The organism is Ottowia sp. SB7-C50, from assembly GCF_033110285.1.
In the GTDB taxonomy this organism is placed as follows: domain Bacteria; phylum Pseudomonadota; class Gammaproteobacteria; order Burkholderiales; family Burkholderiaceae_C; genus Ottowia.
Map to the genome: position 1 here is coordinate 2,455,166 of NZ_CP136995.1, position 18,502 is coordinate 2,473,667.

14 protein-coding genes and 1 pseudogene are annotated in these 18,502 nt (G+C 70.6%); 7 read left to right on the forward strand and 8 right to left on the reverse strand.

Annotated features, from left to right (window positions below):
- The first annotated feature begins 29 nt into the window (after positions 1 to 29).
- Genes R0D99_RS11685 through R0D99_RS11705 form a run of 5 tightly spaced genes read left to right on the forward strand, consistent with a single transcriptional unit; the run spans position 30 to position 3,874 of the window.
- Positions 30 to 1,271, forward strand: a complete 1,242-nt coding sequence (locus R0D99_RS11685) for a phage major capsid protein (protein WP_317748365.1) — start codon at positions 30 to 32, stop codon at positions 1,269 to 1,271.
- A 10-nt stretch (positions 1,272 to 1,281) separates the two neighbouring features.
- A complete protein-coding gene (locus R0D99_RS11690) occupies positions 1,282 to 1,815 on the forward strand; it encodes an HK97 family phage prohead protease (protein ID WP_317748366.1) in 534 nt (177 codons plus the stop codon).
- Entirely contained in the window at positions 1,806 to 2,984 is a 1,179-nt protein-coding gene (locus R0D99_RS11695) for a phage portal protein (RefSeq protein WP_317748367.1), read from the forward strand. Before R0D99_RS11690 ends, R0D99_RS11695 begins: the two co-directional genes overlap by 10 nt.
- Positions 2,981 to 3,388 (forward strand): HNH endonuclease signature motif containing protein, encoded by a 408-nt coding sequence (locus R0D99_RS11700; protein ID WP_317748368.1) that lies wholly within the window; start codon positions 2,981 to 2,983, stop codon positions 3,386 to 3,388. The genes R0D99_RS11695 and R0D99_RS11700 overlap by 4 nt, the downstream gene beginning before the upstream one ends.
- 3 nt (positions 3,389 to 3,391) lie before the next feature.
- A complete protein-coding gene (locus R0D99_RS11705; protein ID WP_317748369.1) occupies positions 3,392 to 3,874 on the forward strand; it encodes a phage head closure protein in 483 nt (160 codons plus the stop codon).
- A 386-nt stretch (positions 3,875 to 4,260) separates the two neighbouring features.
- Here the strand turns inward: R0D99_RS11705 and R0D99_RS11710 are convergent.
- The 8 genes and pseudogenes from R0D99_RS11710 to R0D99_RS11745 form a co-directional block, all read right to left on the reverse strand.
- Positions 4,261 to 4,491, reverse strand: a pseudogene (locus R0D99_RS11710) (long-chain fatty acid--CoA ligase); the annotation flags it as partial.
- A gap of 39 nt (positions 4,492 to 4,530) precedes the next feature.
- Complete coding sequence (locus tag R0D99_RS11715; protein ID WP_317751080.1) at positions 4,531 to 5,817, reverse strand: heme biosynthesis protein HemY; 1,287 nt, start codon at positions 5,815 to 5,817, stop codon at positions 4,531 to 4,533.
- Between the two features lie 5 nt (positions 5,818 to 5,822).
- A complete protein-coding gene (locus tag R0D99_RS11720; protein WP_317748370.1) occupies positions 5,823 to 6,248 on the reverse strand; it encodes a uroporphyrinogen-III C-methyltransferase in 426 nt (141 codons plus the stop codon).
- On the reverse strand, positions 6,223 to 6,819 hold the full coding sequence (locus R0D99_RS11725; RefSeq protein ID WP_317748371.1) for a uroporphyrinogen-III C-methyltransferase: 597 nt from the start codon (positions 6,817 to 6,819) through the stop codon (positions 6,223 to 6,225). Before R0D99_RS11725 ends, R0D99_RS11720 begins: the two co-directional genes overlap by 26 nt.
- Before the next feature lie 142 nt (positions 6,820 to 6,961).
- Entirely contained in the window at positions 6,962 to 7,753 is a 792-nt protein-coding gene (locus tag R0D99_RS11730) for a uroporphyrinogen-III synthase (protein ID WP_317748372.1), read from the reverse strand.
- Entirely contained in the window at positions 7,750 to 8,670 is a 921-nt protein-coding gene (gene hemC, locus R0D99_RS11735) for a hydroxymethylbilane synthase (RefSeq protein WP_317748373.1), read from the reverse strand. The genes R0D99_RS11730 and hemC overlap by 4 nt, the downstream gene beginning before the upstream one ends.
- A gap of 56 nt (positions 8,671 to 8,726) precedes the next feature.
- Complete coding sequence (locus R0D99_RS11740; RefSeq protein ID WP_317748374.1) at positions 8,727 to 9,470, reverse strand: LytTR family DNA-binding domain-containing protein; 744 nt, start codon at positions 9,468 to 9,470, stop codon at positions 8,727 to 8,729.
- Entirely contained in the window at positions 9,467 to 10,510 is a 1,044-nt protein-coding gene (locus R0D99_RS11745) for a sensor histidine kinase (RefSeq protein ID WP_416365877.1), read from the reverse strand. The genes R0D99_RS11740 and R0D99_RS11745 overlap by 4 nt, the downstream gene beginning before the upstream one ends.
- A gap of 232 nt (positions 10,511 to 10,742) precedes the next feature.
- On the opposite strand from R0D99_RS11745, the gene argH reads away from it, so the two are divergent.
- The gene (argH, locus tag R0D99_RS11750) at positions 10,743 to 12,182 is read left to right on the forward strand and encodes an argininosuccinate lyase (protein ID WP_317748375.1); all 1,440 of its coding nucleotides are present in this window, start codon (positions 10,743 to 10,745) and stop codon (positions 12,180 to 12,182) included.
- A 296-nt stretch (positions 12,183 to 12,478) separates the two neighbouring features.
- A complete protein-coding gene (locus R0D99_RS11755; RefSeq protein WP_317748376.1) occupies positions 12,479 to 18,484 on the forward strand; it encodes an alpha-2-macroglobulin family protein in 6,006 nt (2,001 codons plus the stop codon).
- Positions 18,485 to 18,502: the final 18 nt, after the last annotated feature.

Genomic DNA, 18,502 nt, shown 5'->3' on the forward strand with positions numbered 1-18,502 from the left:
ATCTTCATTCTTTGCAAAGAAAGACCACGATGAAACTGAACGACCTGCGCGAAGCCCGCGCCCTGAAAGTGACCGAGATGCGCGCCGTGCTGGCCAAGGCCCAGGGCGAGAACCGCCCGCTGTCTGCCGACGAAACCGCCGCCTTCGACAAGCTGAAGGGCGAGATTCAGGGCTTGGAGGCGCAAGAGCAACGCGCGCAGTTCCTGGAAGATGCCGAGCGCCGCAGCCTGGGCCAGCCTGCCGACAAGCCGCGCGCCGACATGGAAGGCGCCGTCAACGTCACCGACGCCATCCGCGCGCAGATCGAGCAACGCGCCGTCACGGGCGCACTGGCCGAGTTCCAGCAAGAGGCCAAGCGCCAGGGCATCGAGGCGCGCCACGGTGGCGTGCTGATCCCGTCGAGCGTGTTTGAAAAGCGCGCCACGATGACCACCACGGCAAATGCCGCCATCGTGCCCGACGACAACCGCGCCGACCAATTCATCGGCCTGCTGCGCAATTCGACCATCGTGCGCAGCCTGGGCGCCCGTGTGCTGTCCGGCCTGCGTGGCGACGTGGTGATCCCCAAGGCGGCCAGCGCCAGCACCGCGTACTGGCTGAACGAGGGCGACCCGCTGACGGAAAGCAATCCGGGCTACGCCAGCATCCGCATGGAACCGAAGCACGTAGGTGCGCTGACCGCGTTCAGCCGCCAACTGGCGCTGCAAAGCAATCCGGCCATCGAGCAACTGCTGCGCGACGATATCGCCGCCGTGATCGGCCTGGCCGTGGACAAGGCGCTGATTCACGGCACCGCCGCCGCCAAGCAGCCGGTGGGCATCCTGAACGTGTCGGGCGTGCAGACCGCATCCCTGGCGACGCTCGACTGGGCCGCCGTGCTGGCCGTGTTCGAAAAGCTGGCGCTGGTCAACGTCACGCCCAATGCCATCCTGACGCACGCCAAGGTGGCCACCAAGCTGGGCGCCACGCTCAAGAGCACCACCGCAGGCGCCGAATACATCCTGCAAGGCGGCACCGTCAACGGCCTGGCCGCGCACGTCACCAACCAGCTGGATGCCAAGGCAGGCAGTCCTGCCAAGGGCCGCATGATCGTCGGCGACTTCAGCGAAATGGTGATCGGCGAATGGGGCGCCACCGAAGTGCTGGCCAACCCCTACGCCGCTGGCTACTACGAAAAAGGCGACGTTCAACTGCGCATCCTGCACACGATGGATGCCGTGGTGCGCCGCCCCGAAGCGTTCGTGGTGGTGGAAGACCTGGCCATCGCCTAAGGGGCTGCGAATGTTGGAAGTCCGCTCCACTGGCGAGCTGCGCAGCAACGGCAAGACGCTGACCGGCTACGCCGCGATCTTCAACAGCGAGGCCGTTCTGGGCGACTTCGTCGAGGTGATCCGCAATGGCGCCTTTCGCAATTCCCTGCAAAGCGGCACCAACATTCGCGCCCTGTACCACCATCAGGGCGATGCCCTGCTGGGCACCACGCGCGGGGGCACGCTGCAACTGCGCGAAGACACCAAGGGGCTGGCCTTCGAGCTGGCCCTGCCCGACACCACGCATGGCCGCGACCTGGCCATTCTGGTGGATCGCGGCGACGTGGCGGGCTGTTCATTCGGCTTTCGCGTGCGCGATGGCGGCGACCGCTGGGAACAGCGCGGCGCGCAACTGGTGCGCGAGCTGCTCGACGTTGACCTGGTGGAAATCACCCTGACGGCAGACCCGGCCTATGCCGACACCACGGTCGCCCTGCGCTCGCGCCAGGCCATCCGCAGCAACGACACGCGCGCCCTTTGGCTGGAAACCTGTGTATGGGACTGATCGAACGCACCGCCCGCGCCCTGGGCTTTGAACGCCGGGCCACCAATCCGAACGACACCTGGGCCGCCTTCCAGGCCCTGCGCACGGCCAGCATCACGCCCGAGTCGGCGCAGTCCGTGGCCGCCGTCTATGGTGCCGTCGCCGTCATATCCGAGGCCATCGGCACCCTACCGCTGCGCCTGTACAAGCGCGGCGATGACAGCCGCACGCCCGCCGATGACCACGCCTTGCACAAGTGCCTGCACCGCGAGCCGAACGAGCACCAGAGTTCGCAGGAGTTCATCGAATGGATGACCGCTGCCATGCTGCTGCACGGCAACAGTTACGCGCGCGTGATCCGGGGCAACGATGGCCAGGTGCGTGCGCTGATCCCGCTGGCGCCCGAGCGCGTCAACGTGCTGCGCAAGGGGGACGCCATCGGCGGGTTCGACTACACCGACCGCGACGGCAAGCGCGAGCGCCTGCTGCCTGATGAAGTGTTTCACCTGCGCCACCGCGCTGGGCCTGATCCCCTGATCGGCCAGTCACCTATTCAGGCTGCGCGCAGCGTGATCGAGCTGGCGCTGGCCGAATCGCAGCACGGTGTGGCCAACTTCACCAATGGCACCAAGCTGAGCGGCATCATCAAGATGCCCGGCAAGCTGAAGGCCGAACAGCGCGAGAGCCTGAAGCAATCCTGGCAGACGCAGTACGCGGGCGCATCCAATGCGGGCCGCACGCCCGTGCTTGAGGAAGGCGCCGACTTCGTGCCCTTGAGCATGAGCCTTGAGGATGCCGAGTACATCGCCGCCCGACAGTTCAGCGTGCAGGAAGTGGCCCGCATCTTCAAGGTGCCGCCGCCGCTGCTGGCCGACCTGGGCGAGGCCAACTACAGCAACGCCGTGCAGGTGAATCGCTGGTTCGTCACGCACTGCCTGGGCCGCCACATGGCCGCATGGGAAGGCGCCATCAGCCGCCAGTTGCTGACCGATGCGGGCAAGCGCCTGTATTACCCCGAGTTCAGCGCGGAGGGGCTGCTGCGGGGTGACAGCGAAGTGCGCGCCGCGTTCTACGCATCCGGCATCGGGGCCGGCTGGCTGCTGCCTGCCGAGGCCCGCAAGCTGGAAAACCTGCCCGCCATCAAGGCCACCCACTACCGGCCCAATCCGCCACCCAAGGGCGCGGCATGAGCAAGCGCAGCGGACGCGATGCAGACCCGCGCCGCACGCTGCCCTTGAATGGCGCAGCCTGGCAGCGACTGCGCGCGTCCGTGCTGGCCGATGAACCGCTGTGCAGGCATTGCAAGGCCCGTGGGTTGATCGTGCGGGCGACGGACGTTGACCACATGAATGGCGCCGATGACAACCGGCGCGAGTCACTGCAACCTCTGTGCCACGAATGCCACTCGCGCAAGACCGCCGCCGATGAAGGCAAGCGCGTGCCGATGGGCTGCGACGCGCACGGCATGCCGCTTGACCCGAATCATCCGTGGAACAGCGAGCCGCTGCCCGCGCTGCTGCGAAAAATCACCAGCAACCGCCAGGACCAGACCGCCCCCTGTCCATCGAATCATCGCTACCTGCTTAAAAAATAGGCAATGAAGCCCACGCCCCGCCGTCACCGATCGGACAGCGCCAAGGCCGCTGTTCAGGCGCACCAGAACGCCGCACAAGGCCCGCTGGAGCCGCCGGGCTACGTCACCCTGCCCGAGCCGTGCAAACCGTTCTGGCGGGCCATCGTGACCAGCCGCCCGCGTGACACCTGGACGGACAGCGACCTGGTGCTGGCCGCCAATCTGGCGCGCACCCAGCACGCCATCGAATCGGCGCCCGTCGGCAGCGACGAACACGCCAAGCTGACGCGGCTGGCCATGGCCCTGGCGCGTGCCGTTGCCGTGCATCCGACTGCAACCGTGGCCGCCGTCAGCGAAGTGACTGCGCGCGTGCGGCTGCGGTATCGCCCGGGCGTCACGTCAGCGATGCGCGTGAACCACTCGGGCACGCTCTACGGCATCACGCATGTGGCAGACGTGCGCAGCGCCGGGCGTGAGCTGCACTTGATGTGCAAGCGGGTGCAGTAGGTGCACAGACGGCAGGGTGCCAGACCAAAAAGGTGGAAATATTTCCACCTTTTCAGGGTGCAGTAGGTGCGCAGACGGCAGGGTGCCAGACCAACGTCCGGAAAATTTTCCGGACGTTGGTCTGGGTGCAGTAGGTGCGCAGACGCGAGGTGGCCATACCTCAAAACCGTCCGCTCAAGCGGACACTTTTTGGGTGGCGTGAAGCGCCTAAAAAGACATGGGTTCGTGTCCGTCTTCACAGTCCCAAATGCCGGGGAACGGGCAGGGGAACGCGCGTAAACCACATTGAAAAAGTGAGGTTTCATGCGGGTTCAATAGGTTTCTTCGATTCCCATCGCCCCATCGCAACAGGTGATGGCACGCCCGCCGCCACGGTGCACCGGGCGTCACGCGTAGAGCGCCTCGATCTCCGCCGCGTAAGTCTTGTAGATGCTCGAGCGCCGCACCTTCATGGCGGCGGTGACTTCGCCGTCGTCGTGATCCAGTTCCTTGGTCAGCAGGTGAAAGCGTTTGATCTGCGCGACCTGCGCCAGACGGTCGTTGCCCTTGGACACTTCGGCGGCGACAAGCTCCCGCACCTGCGGTAATTCCACCAGCGCGCGGAAGTGCGTGATAGCGCCAGGGCTTGACGCGGTGCGCAGCCAGCCCCGCGACGCTCAACCCCGCCCCTGCGCCGCCTGCTTCCACGCGGCGCTGGCGGCGGGCTGATCGCCCCGCTGCTCGGCCAGTCGGGCCAGCGCGCGCCAGGCGCTGCGCTGCAGGCGCTCGTCGGTCAATGAACGCGTCGCCTGCGTCAGCAGCAACTGCGCCCGGCCCCAGAGGCCGCGGTGCAGGCAGGCCATGCCGGCCAGGTATTGCAGCGTGGGGTCGCGCGGGTTGGCCTGCGCGGCGGATTCGACGCGCGCCAGCCATTCCTGGTCCGACGATTCGCCCGTGGCCACCATGCCGGACTCCAGCACGTCCGCCAGGCGCGCGCGGTGCGCGGCGCTGAAGGATTCGGGCAGGGCCAGCATCTCGTCCCACACCGGCCGCAGCCACTGCCGCGCCAGCGCATGGTCGCCGCCCAGGGCCAGCAGACGCTGCGCGGCGCGCAGCGCCAGTTCGGGCATGGTGCGTTCGGCCGGGTCCAGCGAATGCCACACCGCCTGCAGCTGCGCCGGGTCGTGCGCCTGGCCGATCAATTCGGCGGCCAGGCCGCGCATCAGGCTGCGCGCGGCGCTGGGCGAAAACGCGCCGTGCTTGGCCAGCAGGCGCGCCGTGTCCAGTGCCTCGGCCACGCGGCCCGCCTGACGGGCGGCCTTCAGCTTGATGCGCAGCGCGGCCGTGCGCCGCGTGGCGCCAGCGGGCAATTGCTCCAGACGGGTCAGCGCACCGGCGGGGTCGCGCTGGTTCAGCGCCCAGCCGGCGGCGCGCAGCAGCACGCCTTCGCGCAGCTCGGGCGGCGCGCCTGCGGTGGCCGCGGTATCGAGCGCGTGCCCCAGGTGGGCGTCGCGCGTGGCCTGGTCCTGCAGCGCATGGGCGCTTTCGGCCACCGTCATGTGGGCCAGCGCGCGCAGCGGCAGGGCGTGGGGCAGCGCGGCCGCACCTTCGGCCAGTGCCTGTTCGCGCGCCAACGCGCCTTCGGCGGCCTTGCGCGCGCGCAGAAAGCGCCCGGCGCCGAATTGCGTCATGGCGTCCAGCAGCAGGGCTTGGGTGGCGCGCTCGCGCTGCAGCGCACGCCAGCGACGCGCCTGGCGCGGCAATTCCAGCACCGCCGCCAAGGCGCGCAGGGCCAGATGCAGCAGCACGAACAGGCCGACCAGCAGCAGCAGCGCCAGGTTGACCGACACATCGATCCGGTGCGGCGGCCAGAACACCGTGACCGTGCCCTGGTTCTCGCCCGCAAACAGCGCCAGCGCCACGGCCATGGCAAACAGGCCGATGAGCCACAGCGCGGCGCGCATGGGCACTACCGGCCCCTCGGCGCGTCGGCGCTGCCCACCGCGTTGGCGGCGGCGATCGCGGTGCCCAGTGCGGTCAGCGTGTCTTCAACGCGCGGCAGATCGGCCGAGCGCGTGCCGGCCTGGATCTGCTGCAGCGTGGTGGCGGCCGACTGGGTGCGGCGCGAGGCCGGGTCGAACCAGGCGCCCAGCTGGGTCGACGCCGCCGACAGGTCGCTGCGCACCGCCTCGTACTGCCGCGCCAGCAGCGCCAGGCGCGCGCCGTGCAGGCGCAGCTTGAGGTTTTCGCGCACGAAAAACGCCTGCTCGGGGCTGAGCATGCTGGCTTCGGGCCGCTCCACGCGGCTGACGCGCACCAGGCCGTGGGCCTGATCCAGCACGCTGTGCCACAGCCGCGCCCAGGCGCTTTCAGGCGCCGGGGGGTGCCGCTGCACCGCGCGGCGCCGTACCCGGGCGGGTGCGGCCCACGTCGTTGGCGACCGGCAGGTCGTCCACCTGCCGCAGCAGCAGGTCGATGCGCGCCAGCAGGCCCGCGGCGTCGGGAATGCTGGCGTTCTTCACATGTTCCAGATCGCGCGCCACCGCGCGGGCCACGGGCGCCAGGCGCGGGTCGCTGGAGCGCGTCAGGCGCCGCTCGGCGGTGCGCAGTGCGGCCAGCAGCGGCTCGACACTGCCGGTCAGCTGGGTCTGGTCCTGCGCCACGCGCAGGGCGGCGTCCAGGTCCACCGCCAGGTTTTCGTCGCGCGCCCGCGCCACGCTTTGCACCAGCGCGTCGAGTTGCGTGCGGTAGACCGCCATGTCGGCGACCTTGGTTTCGAGGGCAGCCACCTTGGCGGCCAGGCCACGCGCATTTTCCTCGGCCTGGCGCGCCAGCGTGCGGGCTTCGACCGACTGCGTGCCGGCGTCGGCGCTTTGCCGGGCCAGCTGCTCCTGCATGCCCGACACCTTCTGCCACAGCGCCACGCTGGCCGTCAGCCCGATGGCGGCCAGCAGCCACGCCACCACCAGCCCCGGCTGCAGCCCGGCAGGCCGAGGCGTGGCGTCAAGGCGCGCTGCCGACTGAGCGCCGTTGGCGGGATCGGCCCCGGCGTCCGGCGCCGGCGGCGCGGGGGGGCGCAGACGGCAACGCGGGGGGTCGGCTCGGGCATCATCGAAGCGATTCTATCGACGCGGCCACCGCCTCCAGCGTGGGCCGGGTGTCGTACACCGCGCCAAAACCGGCGGCGCGCGCCGCTTCGCCAATGCGCGGGTGCGTGACCAGCGCGCGCGCGCCGCGCCAGTCCACGCCCGGCTGGCATTCCAGCAGGTTGCCGATGGCCTCCGAACTGCTGAACAGCCACAGCGTGCCATCGCCCGCCGCAGCGCACGCGCGCGCGCCTTGCACCGCATCCAGCTCCGGCGCCAGCCGCCGGTAGGCCGCCACCTGGTCGACCACGGCGCCCGCCGCCGCCAGCTGTGCCACCAGCCAGTCGCGGCCCGCCGCCACGCCGTCCGCCGCCGAGCCGCGCACGATCAGCACCCGCGTGCCGTGCACGGCCTGCGACGAGACGCGCGCCCACAGCGATTCCGAATCGAACTGCGGCGCGTCGGGCGCAGGCGCGTCGATGCGTTCGGCGGGCCAGCCCGCCTTCGTCAACGCCGCCGTGGTGCCGGGGCCGGGCGACCAAGCTCTTGTTTCGATAGCATCCAGCGCAGGTGCGTCAAGCGCCTGAGGCTCATTCGACCCCAAAAACCCCAGCACCGCATTGCCGCTGACGAACATCGCGGCGTGGTAGTCGCCCAGGCGCTGGCGCGCGCGCAGCAAGTCGCCCTGCAGGGGCGCCGGCACGATGTCGATCAGCGGCAGGGCTTCGGCGTGGATGCCGCGCGCGCCCAGCTCACGCGCCCAGCGCTGCGCCTCGGGCGCCGGGCGGGTCACCAGCACGCGCAGCACCGTCAATGCGCCCCGCCAGCCCGCAGATCGGCCGCCACGCGCTGGCCCAGCGCCTCGGCGTCGGCCCCTTCGGCCACGTCGGCGTGGCCCGACGCGGTAACCAGGCGCGGCGCGCCTTCGGGGTCGCCCCAGGCGGCATCCAGTTGCAGCCGTGCGCCGTCCAGCGTGGCGTGGGCGGCCAGCGGCATCGAGCAACTGCCGCCCATGGCGCGGCTGACGGCGCGCTCGGCCCCCACAGCCAGCCAGGTGGCGCGGTCGGCCAGCGGCGCCAGCGCGGCCAGCAGGTCGGCGCGGCCCGACCGCACCTCGATGCCCAGCGCGCCCTGCCCGGCGGCGGGCAGCATGTCATCGGCACTGAAGATGTGGCGAATGCGCTCACCCAGCCCCAGCCGCTTGAGCCCCGCCGCCGCCAGCACGATGGCGGCGTACTGGCCCTCGTCCAGCTTGCGCAGGCGGGTGTCCAGGTTGCCGCGCAGCGGCTCGATGCGGATGTCGCTGCGATTCATTTTTGATAGCATGCTGCGCAGCAATACCGTGCGCCGCAGGCTCGAAGTGCCAATGACCGCGCCCGCAGGCAAATCGGCCGGTGTGGCGCAGGTCGCCGACACCCAGGCATCGCGCGGGTCTTCGCGCGCCATCACGCAGGCCAGCTCGAAGCCCGGCGGCAGTTCCATCGGCACGTCCTTCAGCGAATGCACGGCGATGTCGGCGCGGCCTTCTTCCAGCGCGGTTTCCAGCTCTTTCACGAACAGGCCCTTGCCGCCCACCTTGCTCAGCGTGCGGTCCAGAATCTGGTCGCCGCGCGTAGTCATGCCCAGCAGAGTGACGGCGTGGCCGCGTTGTTCGAGCAGCGCCTTGACGTGTTCGGCCTGCCACAGGGCCAGGCGGCTTTCGCGGGTGGCGATGGTGATCTTCATGGACATGGGCGCCGATGCTACACGGCCGCTGCCGAAGGGCCGCGCGGGCACAAGTGCCCGCCCTACTCCCCCAGCGCCTCGCGCACCGCCGCCACCTGCCGGCGCGAGACCATCAACAGCTCGTCGATACCGGCCAGGCGCACGGCCCAGCCGTCGCCCTCATCCGCGTCGTGGTGGCGCACCAGCGCACGGATGGCATTGCGGGCCACCAGCGCGTTGCGGTGGATGCGCAGGAAGCGCCCCGCAAATCGCTCTTCCAGCTGGCTCAGGCTGCCGTCCAGCAGGTGGCTGGCGTCGGCGGTGCGGACGGTGACGTACTTCAGCTCGGCCTTCAGGTACAGCACCTCGGACAGCGGCACGCGCAGCGTGCGGCCACGCTCGGCGATCAGCAGCCAGTCGGGTGCCGACGGGGCCGCCAGCCCTTGCTTCAACTGCGCCAGCAGCTGCGTTTTTTTTAGCGCCGCCTGCAGACGCGCCAAGCGCACGGGCTTGGTCAGGTAATCGACGGCATCCAAGTCGAACGCCGCCACCGCGTGTTCGGCGTGGGCCGTCACGAACACCACCAGCGGCGCCTGCGGCGCCTGGCGCAGCGCCGTCGCCAGCTGCAGGCCGTCGGCGCCCGGCATGTGGATGTCGAGCAGCGCCACGTCGAAGCGCTGGCGCGACACCAGTTCCATGGCCTGCGCGGCGCTGCCCGCCTCGCCCGCCGCGATGGCTTCGGGCTGGCTGCAGTCGCCCAGCAGGGTGCGCAGGCGCGCACGGGCCAGCGGCTCGTCGTCGACGATCAGCACGCGCAGCGCCGTCATGGTGACAGGGGCACTTCGATGCGTGCCTGGTACACGTCGTTGACCAGCGCCGTGCGAAAGCCGCCTTGCAGGTCGTGCAGCAGGCGCAGGCGGTCGCGCACGTTGTTCAGGGCGATGCCGTGGCCGGCCTCGCCCTGCCCGGCCGGCACGGTGTTGGTGACCTTGATAAGCGCCATCTGCCCGCGCGCCCGCGTGGATATGCGCACCTGCGCGCCTTGCGCGCTGGGCTCGACGCCGTGCTTGACGGCGTTTTCGACCAGCGGCTGCAGGATCAGCGGCGGCAGGCGCGCCCCGTCGGCGCGCTCGTCCAGCGACCATTCGACGCGCAGGCGCTTGCCAAAGCGCACCTGCTCGATCTCGAGGTAGCGGCGCGCCAGCTCGATTTCCTGCCGCAGCGTGGCGCTGTCCTGCCGGTCGGCCAGCGCGTGGCGGAACAGGTCGGACAGGTCTTCCAGCACCGCCTCGGCCTTGGCCGGCTCGTCACGCACCAGGGCAATGGCGCTGTTGAGCGTGTTGAAAAGAAAGTGCGGACGGATGCGGGACTGCAGTTCGGCCAGCCGCGCGGTGGTGGCGGCCGGGGTGCGCCCGCGCACACGCCACATCAGGCCCGCCACCAGCCCGGTCGCCAGCAGCGCGCCGGTGCAGGCGCAGGCCAGCCAGGGCGGGCGGTCTGCCGCGCCCAGCAGCGCCAGCGTGCCGCACGCGTACAAGCCGGCCAGCGCGCCCAGCACCACGCCGGCGCCCATCTGCACCGGCCAGGCCAGGCGCGCCAGGCGCTGCTTCAGCCCGCAGCCCACCACCAGCCACAGCAGCGTGGCCGGCAGCGCACCGGCGGTGACCAGCGCCACGCGCCAGAGCCAATCGACCGGCGTGGCGGCCACGTACATCAGCCCGACGGCGATCACCGCCTCCACATACAGCACGGCGCGCAGGATCACGCCGGCCTGGCAGGCGTCGAACACCAGCACCGGCGCCGGCTGGCGCGGCACGCGCGGCGCCCGGCGCTCGGCGAAGGTCGATAGAATTTGCGAGTCTTTCACGCCCCTCCCTGAATCGCCTTGGGCGCCTTCCCCCTCCAGGGGGACAACGCTGGTCTCCGGGGGAACCCCGGCCACGGCGTTCGCGCAGGGCCTGCGCCGCGGCCTTTCGTCGGTGTGCGTTTCATGCTCGGCGGGTCGTGGTGAAATCCGGTGCAGTTTAGACCGGCAGTCGGCACGCTCGTCCGTCCTGCGGCGCCGTCCGTCGCGCGGCGTCCCATTATTCTCTTTTGCCATGTCCTCCAACCAACTCGACAAGAAATCCGAAGCCTGGTCGGCGCTGTTCAGCGAGCCGATGAGCGAGCTGGTGCAGCGCTACACCGCCAGCGTGTTCTTCGACAAGCGCCTGGCCGCCGCCGACATCCAGGGCAGCCTGGCGCACGCCGACATGCTGGCCGCGCAGGGCATCATTTCCGGCGACGACCTGGCCGCCATCCAGCGCGGCATGGCGCAGATCAGCGCCGAGATCGAGAGCGGCGCGTTCGACTGGCAACTGGCGCTGGAAGACGTGCACCTGAACATCGAGGCGCGCCTGACGCAACTGGTGGGCGACGCCGGCAAGCGCCTGCACACCGGGCGCAGCCGCAACGACCAGGTGGCCACCGACATCCGGCTGTGGCTGCGCGGCGAGATCGACCTGATCACCGGACTGCTGCGCGAGCTGCAGGGCGCGCTGGTCGACGTGGCCGAAAAAAATGTGGACGTGATCCTGCCCGGCTTCACCCACCTGCAGGTGGCGCAGCCGGTGAGCTTTGCGCACCACCTGCTGGCGTATGTCGAGATGTTTGCGCGCGACGAGTCGCGCATGAACGACGTGCGCCGCCGTGTCAACCAGTTGCCGCTGGGCAGCGCCGCCTTGGCCGGCACCACCTACCCGCTGGATCGTGAACGCGTCGCCAAAACGCTGCGCATGGACGGCGTCTGCCAGAACAGCCTGGACGCGGTGAGCGACCGCGACTTCGCCATCGAATTCGCCGCCGCGGCGTCGCTGGTGATGGTGCATATCAGCCGCCTCTCCGAAGAGCTGATCTTGTGGATGAGCCAGAATTTCGCCTTCATCCGCATCGCCGACCGCTTCACCACTGGCTCGTCGATCATGCCGCAGAAGAAGAACCCCGACGTGCCCGAACTGGCGCGCGGCAAGACCGGCCGCGTGGTCGGTCACCTGATGGGCCTGATCACCCTGATGAAGGGCCAGCCGCTGGCCTACAACAAGGACAACCAGGAAGACAAGGAGCCGCTGTTCGACACCGTCGATACGCTGCGCGACACGCTGCGCATCTTTGTCGAGATGATCGGCGGGCAGGTTAACCCGCAGACCGGCGCCAAGGAAGGCGGCATCAGCGTCAACGCCGCCGCCATGGAAGCCGCGGCGCAAAAAGGCTATGCCACCGCGACCGATCTGGCCGACTACCTGGTGAAGAAGGGACTGCCCTTCCGCGATGCGCACGAAACCGTGGCGCACGCCGTCAAGGCGGCGCAGTCGCACGCGTGCGACCTGTCCGAGTTGCCGCTCAAGGTGCTGCAGGAATTCCACCCCGCCATCGAAAAAGACGTGTTCGATTGCTTGAGCCTGCGCGGCAGCCTGAACGCCCGCCACACGCTGGGCGGCACCGCGCCGGCGCAGGTCAAGGCGCAGATGGCGCGGCATCGGGCGCGGCTGGGCGGCACCTGATTTGCTCTGTTATTGATAGCGCTATGCGCTGATGGGTCAAGCGTCAGGCGCGTTTTTGATTGAATCCGGCGCCTCTTGCGCTGAGCAATACGCGCGCAGGCCCCGAGCCGTGCGGCGGGCCAGGCGCGCCACCCCCGTTGCGGCAGGCACCCGGGAGTGCACCCTACCCAGGCCGCGCCGCCCTGCCCGTCCTGCGCAGGCGGTTACGGGCGGTGAAACATCCGTTTGATACCCTCGCAGCACAGCCGACGCTGCCCGCGCAAGCGGCGGCAGCGGCACCTTGCTCTGGAGTTTGCATGCCTCTGGCCTTTTCCGGCGTTCGCCACGCGCTGCGCTGCCCCGCCCAGCCCTTGCGCCTGAGCGCGCTGGCGGGCCTGCTGCTGGCCACGCCGCTGGCCCATGCCTTCACGGTGACCACCTTCAGCCCGCAGGGCGAAGTGTCCCGCGTGCGGCAGGTCACGGCGCAGTTCAGCGAAGCCATGGTCGCCTTTGGCGACGCCAAGGCCCCCACGCCGTTCAAGCTGAGTTGCGACAACGCCGCCGCATCGCGCGGCCAGGGCCGCTGGACCAGCGCGCGCGAGTGGGTGTACGACTTCGAGGCCGACCTGCCGCCCGGCGTGCGCTGCCGGGCAGACGCGGTGCCGGGCTTTCGCTCCACCAGCGGCGGCACGTGGGCGGGGCCGACCAGCCACGCGTTTCAAACCGGCGGCCCGTTCGTGCAGCGCATCGTGCCCGCACCGTCCGAAGCCATCGAGGAAGAACAGGCCTTCGCGATCCGCCTGAACGGCGATGCGACGCCCGAGAGCCTGGCGGCCCAGCTGTGGTGTGCGGTCGACGGCCTGGGCGAACGCGTGCCGGTGCGGCCGCTGGCCGCCGACGCGCGCGCCGCGCTGTTCAAGCACCTGGGCTGGGACAAGGACGCCGAGCGCGCGCCGCTGCGGCACGCCGCCTTCCAGTGCAACCGTAGGCTGACGGCGGGCAGCCGCTTGCAGGTGGTCTACGGCGCGGGCGTGGTCACACCCAGCGGGGTGGCCAACCGCGTTGAGCGGCGCTTCGCCTACCAGGTGCGCGAGCCGTTCAGCGCCAGTTTTTCGTGCGAGCGTGAGAATGCCCAGGCCGCTTGCATGCCGATCCGGCCGCTTGAGTTGCGCTTCAGCGCGCCGGTGCCGCGCCGCCTGGCCGCGCTGGTGCGGCTGCGCAGCGACCGGGTAGAGCATGAGCCGATCATCGACGCCGGCACCGACGCCGACGCGCTGGTCGAGCACGTGCAGTTTCCGCACCCGCTGCCCGAGCGCAGCAGCTTCACGCTGACGCTGCCGCCCGACCTGAAGGACGCCAGTGGCCGCCCGCCGGTCAACGCGACCAGCTTCCCGATGCGCGTGGCGACCGGGCCGATGCCGCCGCTGGCCAAGTTCGCCGCCGCGCCGTTCGGCATCGTCGAGCGCTTTGCCGAAGGGCCGGGCGGCCCCGCCCTGCTGCCGTTGACGCTGCGCTATGTCGAGCCGTCGCTGCAGACGCGCGCGCTGCCCGTCAGTCACCTGCAGCCGCAGGGCGACGCGGAGATCATTGCCTGGTTCACCCGCGTGCAACGCTACGACCAGGCCCTGCTGCCGCGCGCCTGGGCCGCCAAGGACCTGAAGCGCGCGCTGCCGCCCCCGGTGAACGACGACACCAAGGACATGGTGGAGTCACGCACGCTGTCGCTGCTGCAGGGCCGCACCGACGTCAAGACGATCGACGTGCCGCCCCCGCCCAGCCAGGGCGGTGGCGGCGCCGAGCGGCCGTTCGAGGTGGTCGGCCTTCCGCTGGCGCCGGGCTTTCATGTGCTGGAGCTGAATTCGCCCCGTCTCGGCCAGGCCCTGCTCAACCCGAAGTACGGCGCCGAGCGCGCCATGGTGGTGCGCACCTCGGCGCTGGTCACCAACCTGGGGGTGCATTTCAAGCTGGGGCGTGGCGACGCACTGGCGTGGGTGACCACGCTCGACAACGGCCGGCCGGTGGAAGGCGCGCGCGTGCAGGTGTCGGACTGCCACGGCAAGCCGTTGGCCCAGGCCAGCACCGACGCACAGGGCATCGCGCGCTTCAAGGGCCTGTCGCCCGAGCCGCCGCGCTGCTCGCAGGGCGAAGACTTCTACGCCGACTTCCAGCAGGCGTATTTCGTCAGCGCGCGCGCCGACAGCCGCGGCTCGCCCGACATGGCCTTCACATGGTCGTCGTGGCAGCGCGGCATCGAGCCGTGGCGCTTCAACGTGCCCACCAGCAGCGACCCCCAGCCCGACCTGCGCGCGCACAGCGTGCTCGACCGCGTGCTGCTGCGCGCCGGCGAAACGGTATCGATGAAGCACCTGCTGCGCACCGAGACGCCCGGCGGCTTTGGCCTGCCGGCGGCCAACCCGGCCACGCTGGTCATCACCCACGTCGGCAGCGGGCAGGAATTCACCCAGCCGCTGGCCTGGCGCGCCACCGCCACCGGCGGGCGCAGCGCCGACAGCAGCTTTGCCGTGCCCGCCGCCGCCAAGCTGGGCGTGTACCAGGTGTCGATGCGCCTGCCGCGCCGCGCCGGCGCCACAGGGGCCGAAGAAGGTGGCGAAACGGTGCAGACCGGCCAGTTCCGCGTCGAGGAATTCCGCCTGCCGGTGTACCAGGGCAGCATCGCGCCGCAGTCAAAAGACCCGCTGGTGGCCACCGCCAGTGTGCCGCTGCAGTTGCAGGTGGGCTACGTGTCGGGCGGGCCCGCCGCCGGGCTGCCGGTGCGCGTGTCGGCCTTGACCCGCGCGCGCGTGCCGCGCTTCGACGAATACGCCGAGTTCACCTTCGAGCCGCCGCGCGCCCGCGGCACGACGCAGACCGACGGTGACGGCGAAGAAGAAGCCGCCGCCCGCCAGGACCAGCGCGTGGTGGCCGACAAGCTGCCCGTCACGCTGGACCGGCAGGGCCAGGGCCAGGTGACGGTGCCCGATCTGCCCGCCGCGACCCGCCCGCGCGACCTGGTGCTCGAAGCCACCTACGCCGACCCCAATGGCGAGCTGCAGACGCTGCGCGGCAACACGACGCTGTGGCCAGCCGCCGTCATCGCGGGCGTGCGTGCCGAAGGCTGGGTGTCGGCCAGCCAGTCGATGCAGTTGCAGGCGCTGGCGCTCGACCTGAACGGCAAGCCCCAGGCCGGCGTCCCGCTGGACGTGAAAGCCATCGCCCGCATCACCACCACCAGCCGCAAGCGCATGGTGGGCGGCTTCTACACCTACGACAACCGCACCGAGACCAAGGACCTGGGCACCGTGTGCACCGGCACCAGCGACGCGCGCGGCCTGCTGGTGTGCAACGCCAAGCTCAGCCAGCCGGGCGAGGTCGAGCTGGTGGTGAGCGCGCGCGACGCGCAGGGCCGCGTGGCGCAGGCGGCCACGTCGGTGTGGGTCACGCGCCAGGGCGAGCTGTGGTTCGGCGGTGACAACCACGACCGCATGGACGTGCTGCCCGAGAAGAAGCAATACGCCGTGGGCGACACCGTGCGCCTGCAGGTGCGCATGCCGTTCCGCCGCGCGACGGCGCTGGTGGCGGTCGAGCGCGAGGGCATCGTCGAGACGCAGGTGGTGGAACTGCGCGGCGACGACCCGACCGTGAGCCTGAAGGTCGGCGCCGACTGGTCGCCCAACGTCTACATCAGCGTGCTGGCGCTGCGCGGGCGGCTGATCGACGTGCCGTGGTACAGCTTCTTCACCTGGGGCTACCAGCGCCCGCGCGAATGGTGGGACGCGTTCTGGAACGACCGCAAGGAGTACGTGGCGCCGACGGCCATGGTCGACCTCAGCAAGCCGGCATTCCGCCTCGGCATGGCCGAGATCCGCGTCGGCACCGAAGCGCACCGCATCGACATCGCCGTCAAGCCCGACAAGGACAGCTACCCCGTGCGCGCCACCGCGCACGTGACCATCGAGGCAAAGCTGCCCGACGGCCAGCCCGCCGCCCACGCCGAAGTGGCCGTGGCGGCGGTGGACGAAGCGCTGCTGGAGCTGATGCCCAACCGCAGCTGGGACGTGCTCGACGCCATGCTGCAGCGCCGTGCCTGGGGTGTGCAGACGGCCACGGCGCAGATGGAAATCGTCGGCCGCCGCCACTACGGGCGCAAGGCCGTGCCCGCAGGCGGCGACGGCGGCGGTGGCGCGCCCACGCGCGAACTGCTGGACACCCTGCTGCTGTGGAACCCGCGCGTCGTGCTGGACGCGCAGGGCCGCGCGAGTATCGACGTGCCGCTGAACGACGCGTTGACCCGCTTCCGCGTGGTCGCCATCGGCGACAGCGGCACCGGCCTGTTCGGCACCGGCCGCGCCAGCCTGCGCGCCACGCAGGACTTGCAGATCATCAGCGGCCTGCCGCCGCTGGTGCGCGGCGGCGATGCCTTCCGCGCGCTGCTCACGGTGCGCAACACCACGGCGCAGCCGATGAAGGTGCAGCTGACGCCGCGCGCCACGCTGCTGACGCTGAAACCGCAGACTGCCGACGTGCCGGCCGGCGAAGCGCGCGAGCTCGCCTGGGACGTGACCGTGCCGCCCGAACTGGCGGCGCTGCGGTCGGAGCAGATCCTGTGGGAGATCGAGGCGCGCGACGAAACCCGCGGCGCGCGCGACGCGCTCAAGGTCAGCCAGCGCGTGCTGCCCGCCGTGCCCGTCACCGTGCAGCAGGCCACGCTGGTGCAGCTGGACGGCCCGCTGACGCAGGACGTGGCCGCGCCGACGGGCGCGTTGGCCGGGCGCGGCGGCGTGCGGTTGACGCTGCTGCCCCGCCTGGCCGACGGTCTGCCGGGCGTACGCGACTGGTTTGCGCGCTATCCCTATTCGTGCCTGGAACAGAAGGCCAGCATCGCCATCGGCCTGCGCGACGAAAAGCTGTGGCAGCAGACCGCGGCGCAGTTGCCGGCCTATCTGGACGGCGACGGGCTGGCGTATTACTTTCCGCCGCGCGCAGGCACCGAGGACCGCGGCAGCGACATCCTCACCGCCGCCCTGCTGTCATCGACCCACGAGGCAGCACGCCTCAACCCCGCCTTTGCGCTGCCCGACAGCGTGCGGGCGCGCATGATCGCCGGGCTGACGGCGTTTGTCGAAGGGCGCATCGAGCGCAAGTTCTGGTCGCCGCGCAGCGACCTGGACGTGCGCAAGATCGCCGCGCTGGAAGCGCTGTCGCGCCACGGCGCGGCGCGCGCCGCCATGCTGGGCAGCATCACAGTGGCGCCCCACCAGTGGCCGACCAGCGCCGTCATCGACTGGATCAACGTGCTGAAGCGGGTGCCCGGCGTGGCCGATCAGCGCACCCGCCTGCACGAAGCCGACCAGGTGCTGCGCGCGCGCCTGTCGTACCAGGGCACGCGCCTGGCCTTCAGCACCGAGCGCGAAGACCACTGGTGGTGGCTGATGGCCGGCGGCGACGTCAATAGCGCGCGCCTGCTGCTCGCCGTGCTGGACGACCCGGCGTGGAAGGACGACCTGCCGCGCATCGCCAACGGCTTCATCGCGCGCCAGCAAGGCGGCGCCTGGAACACCACCGCCGCCAACCTGTGGGGCAGCCTGGCGCTGCAGGCCTTCGCGCAGGCGCGCGAGTCGGCAGCCGTGTCGGGCACCACGCGCGCCACGCTGGGTGACGCCAAGGAGCAAATCCACTGGTCGCAGGTCGCGCGCGCCAAGCCCGCCGACCCGCAGGGCGCGGCCTCCGCCGGCCCGCGCCTCGGCGCGCCAAGCCAGTACGTCAACAACACCCTGCTGCTGCCCTGGCCACCCGCCAAGGCGCCGCTGACGGTGACGCACGAGGGCAGCGGCAAGCCCTGGCTCACGCTGCAGTCGCTGGCCGCCGTGCCGCTGACGGCGCCGTTCGCTGCCGGCTACCAGATCCGGAAGACCATCACACCGGTCGAGCAGGCCGACAAGACCCTGCCGGCCGGGCAGTATTCGCGCGGCGACGTGCTGCGCGTGTCACTCGAAGTCACCGCCGCCAGCGACATGACCTGGGTCGCCATCACCGACCCGGTGCCGGGCGGGGCCACCATCCTGGGCAGCGGCCTGGGGCGCGACAGCGAGATCGCCCCGCAGAACGAGCGCCGCGACGGCAGCGGCTGGCCGGCCTACGAGGAGCGCAGCTTCGAAGCCTTCCGCAGCTATTACGAATACCTGCCCAAGGGCACGGTGACGGTGCAGTACACGGTACGTCTGAACAACCCGGGCACCTTCCAGCTGCCGCCGAGCCGCGTCGAAGCCCTGTACGCCCCTGAGATGCACGGAGAGGCACCCAACGCGCGCGTGCAGGTGCGGTGACGATTTGCACCTAAAACC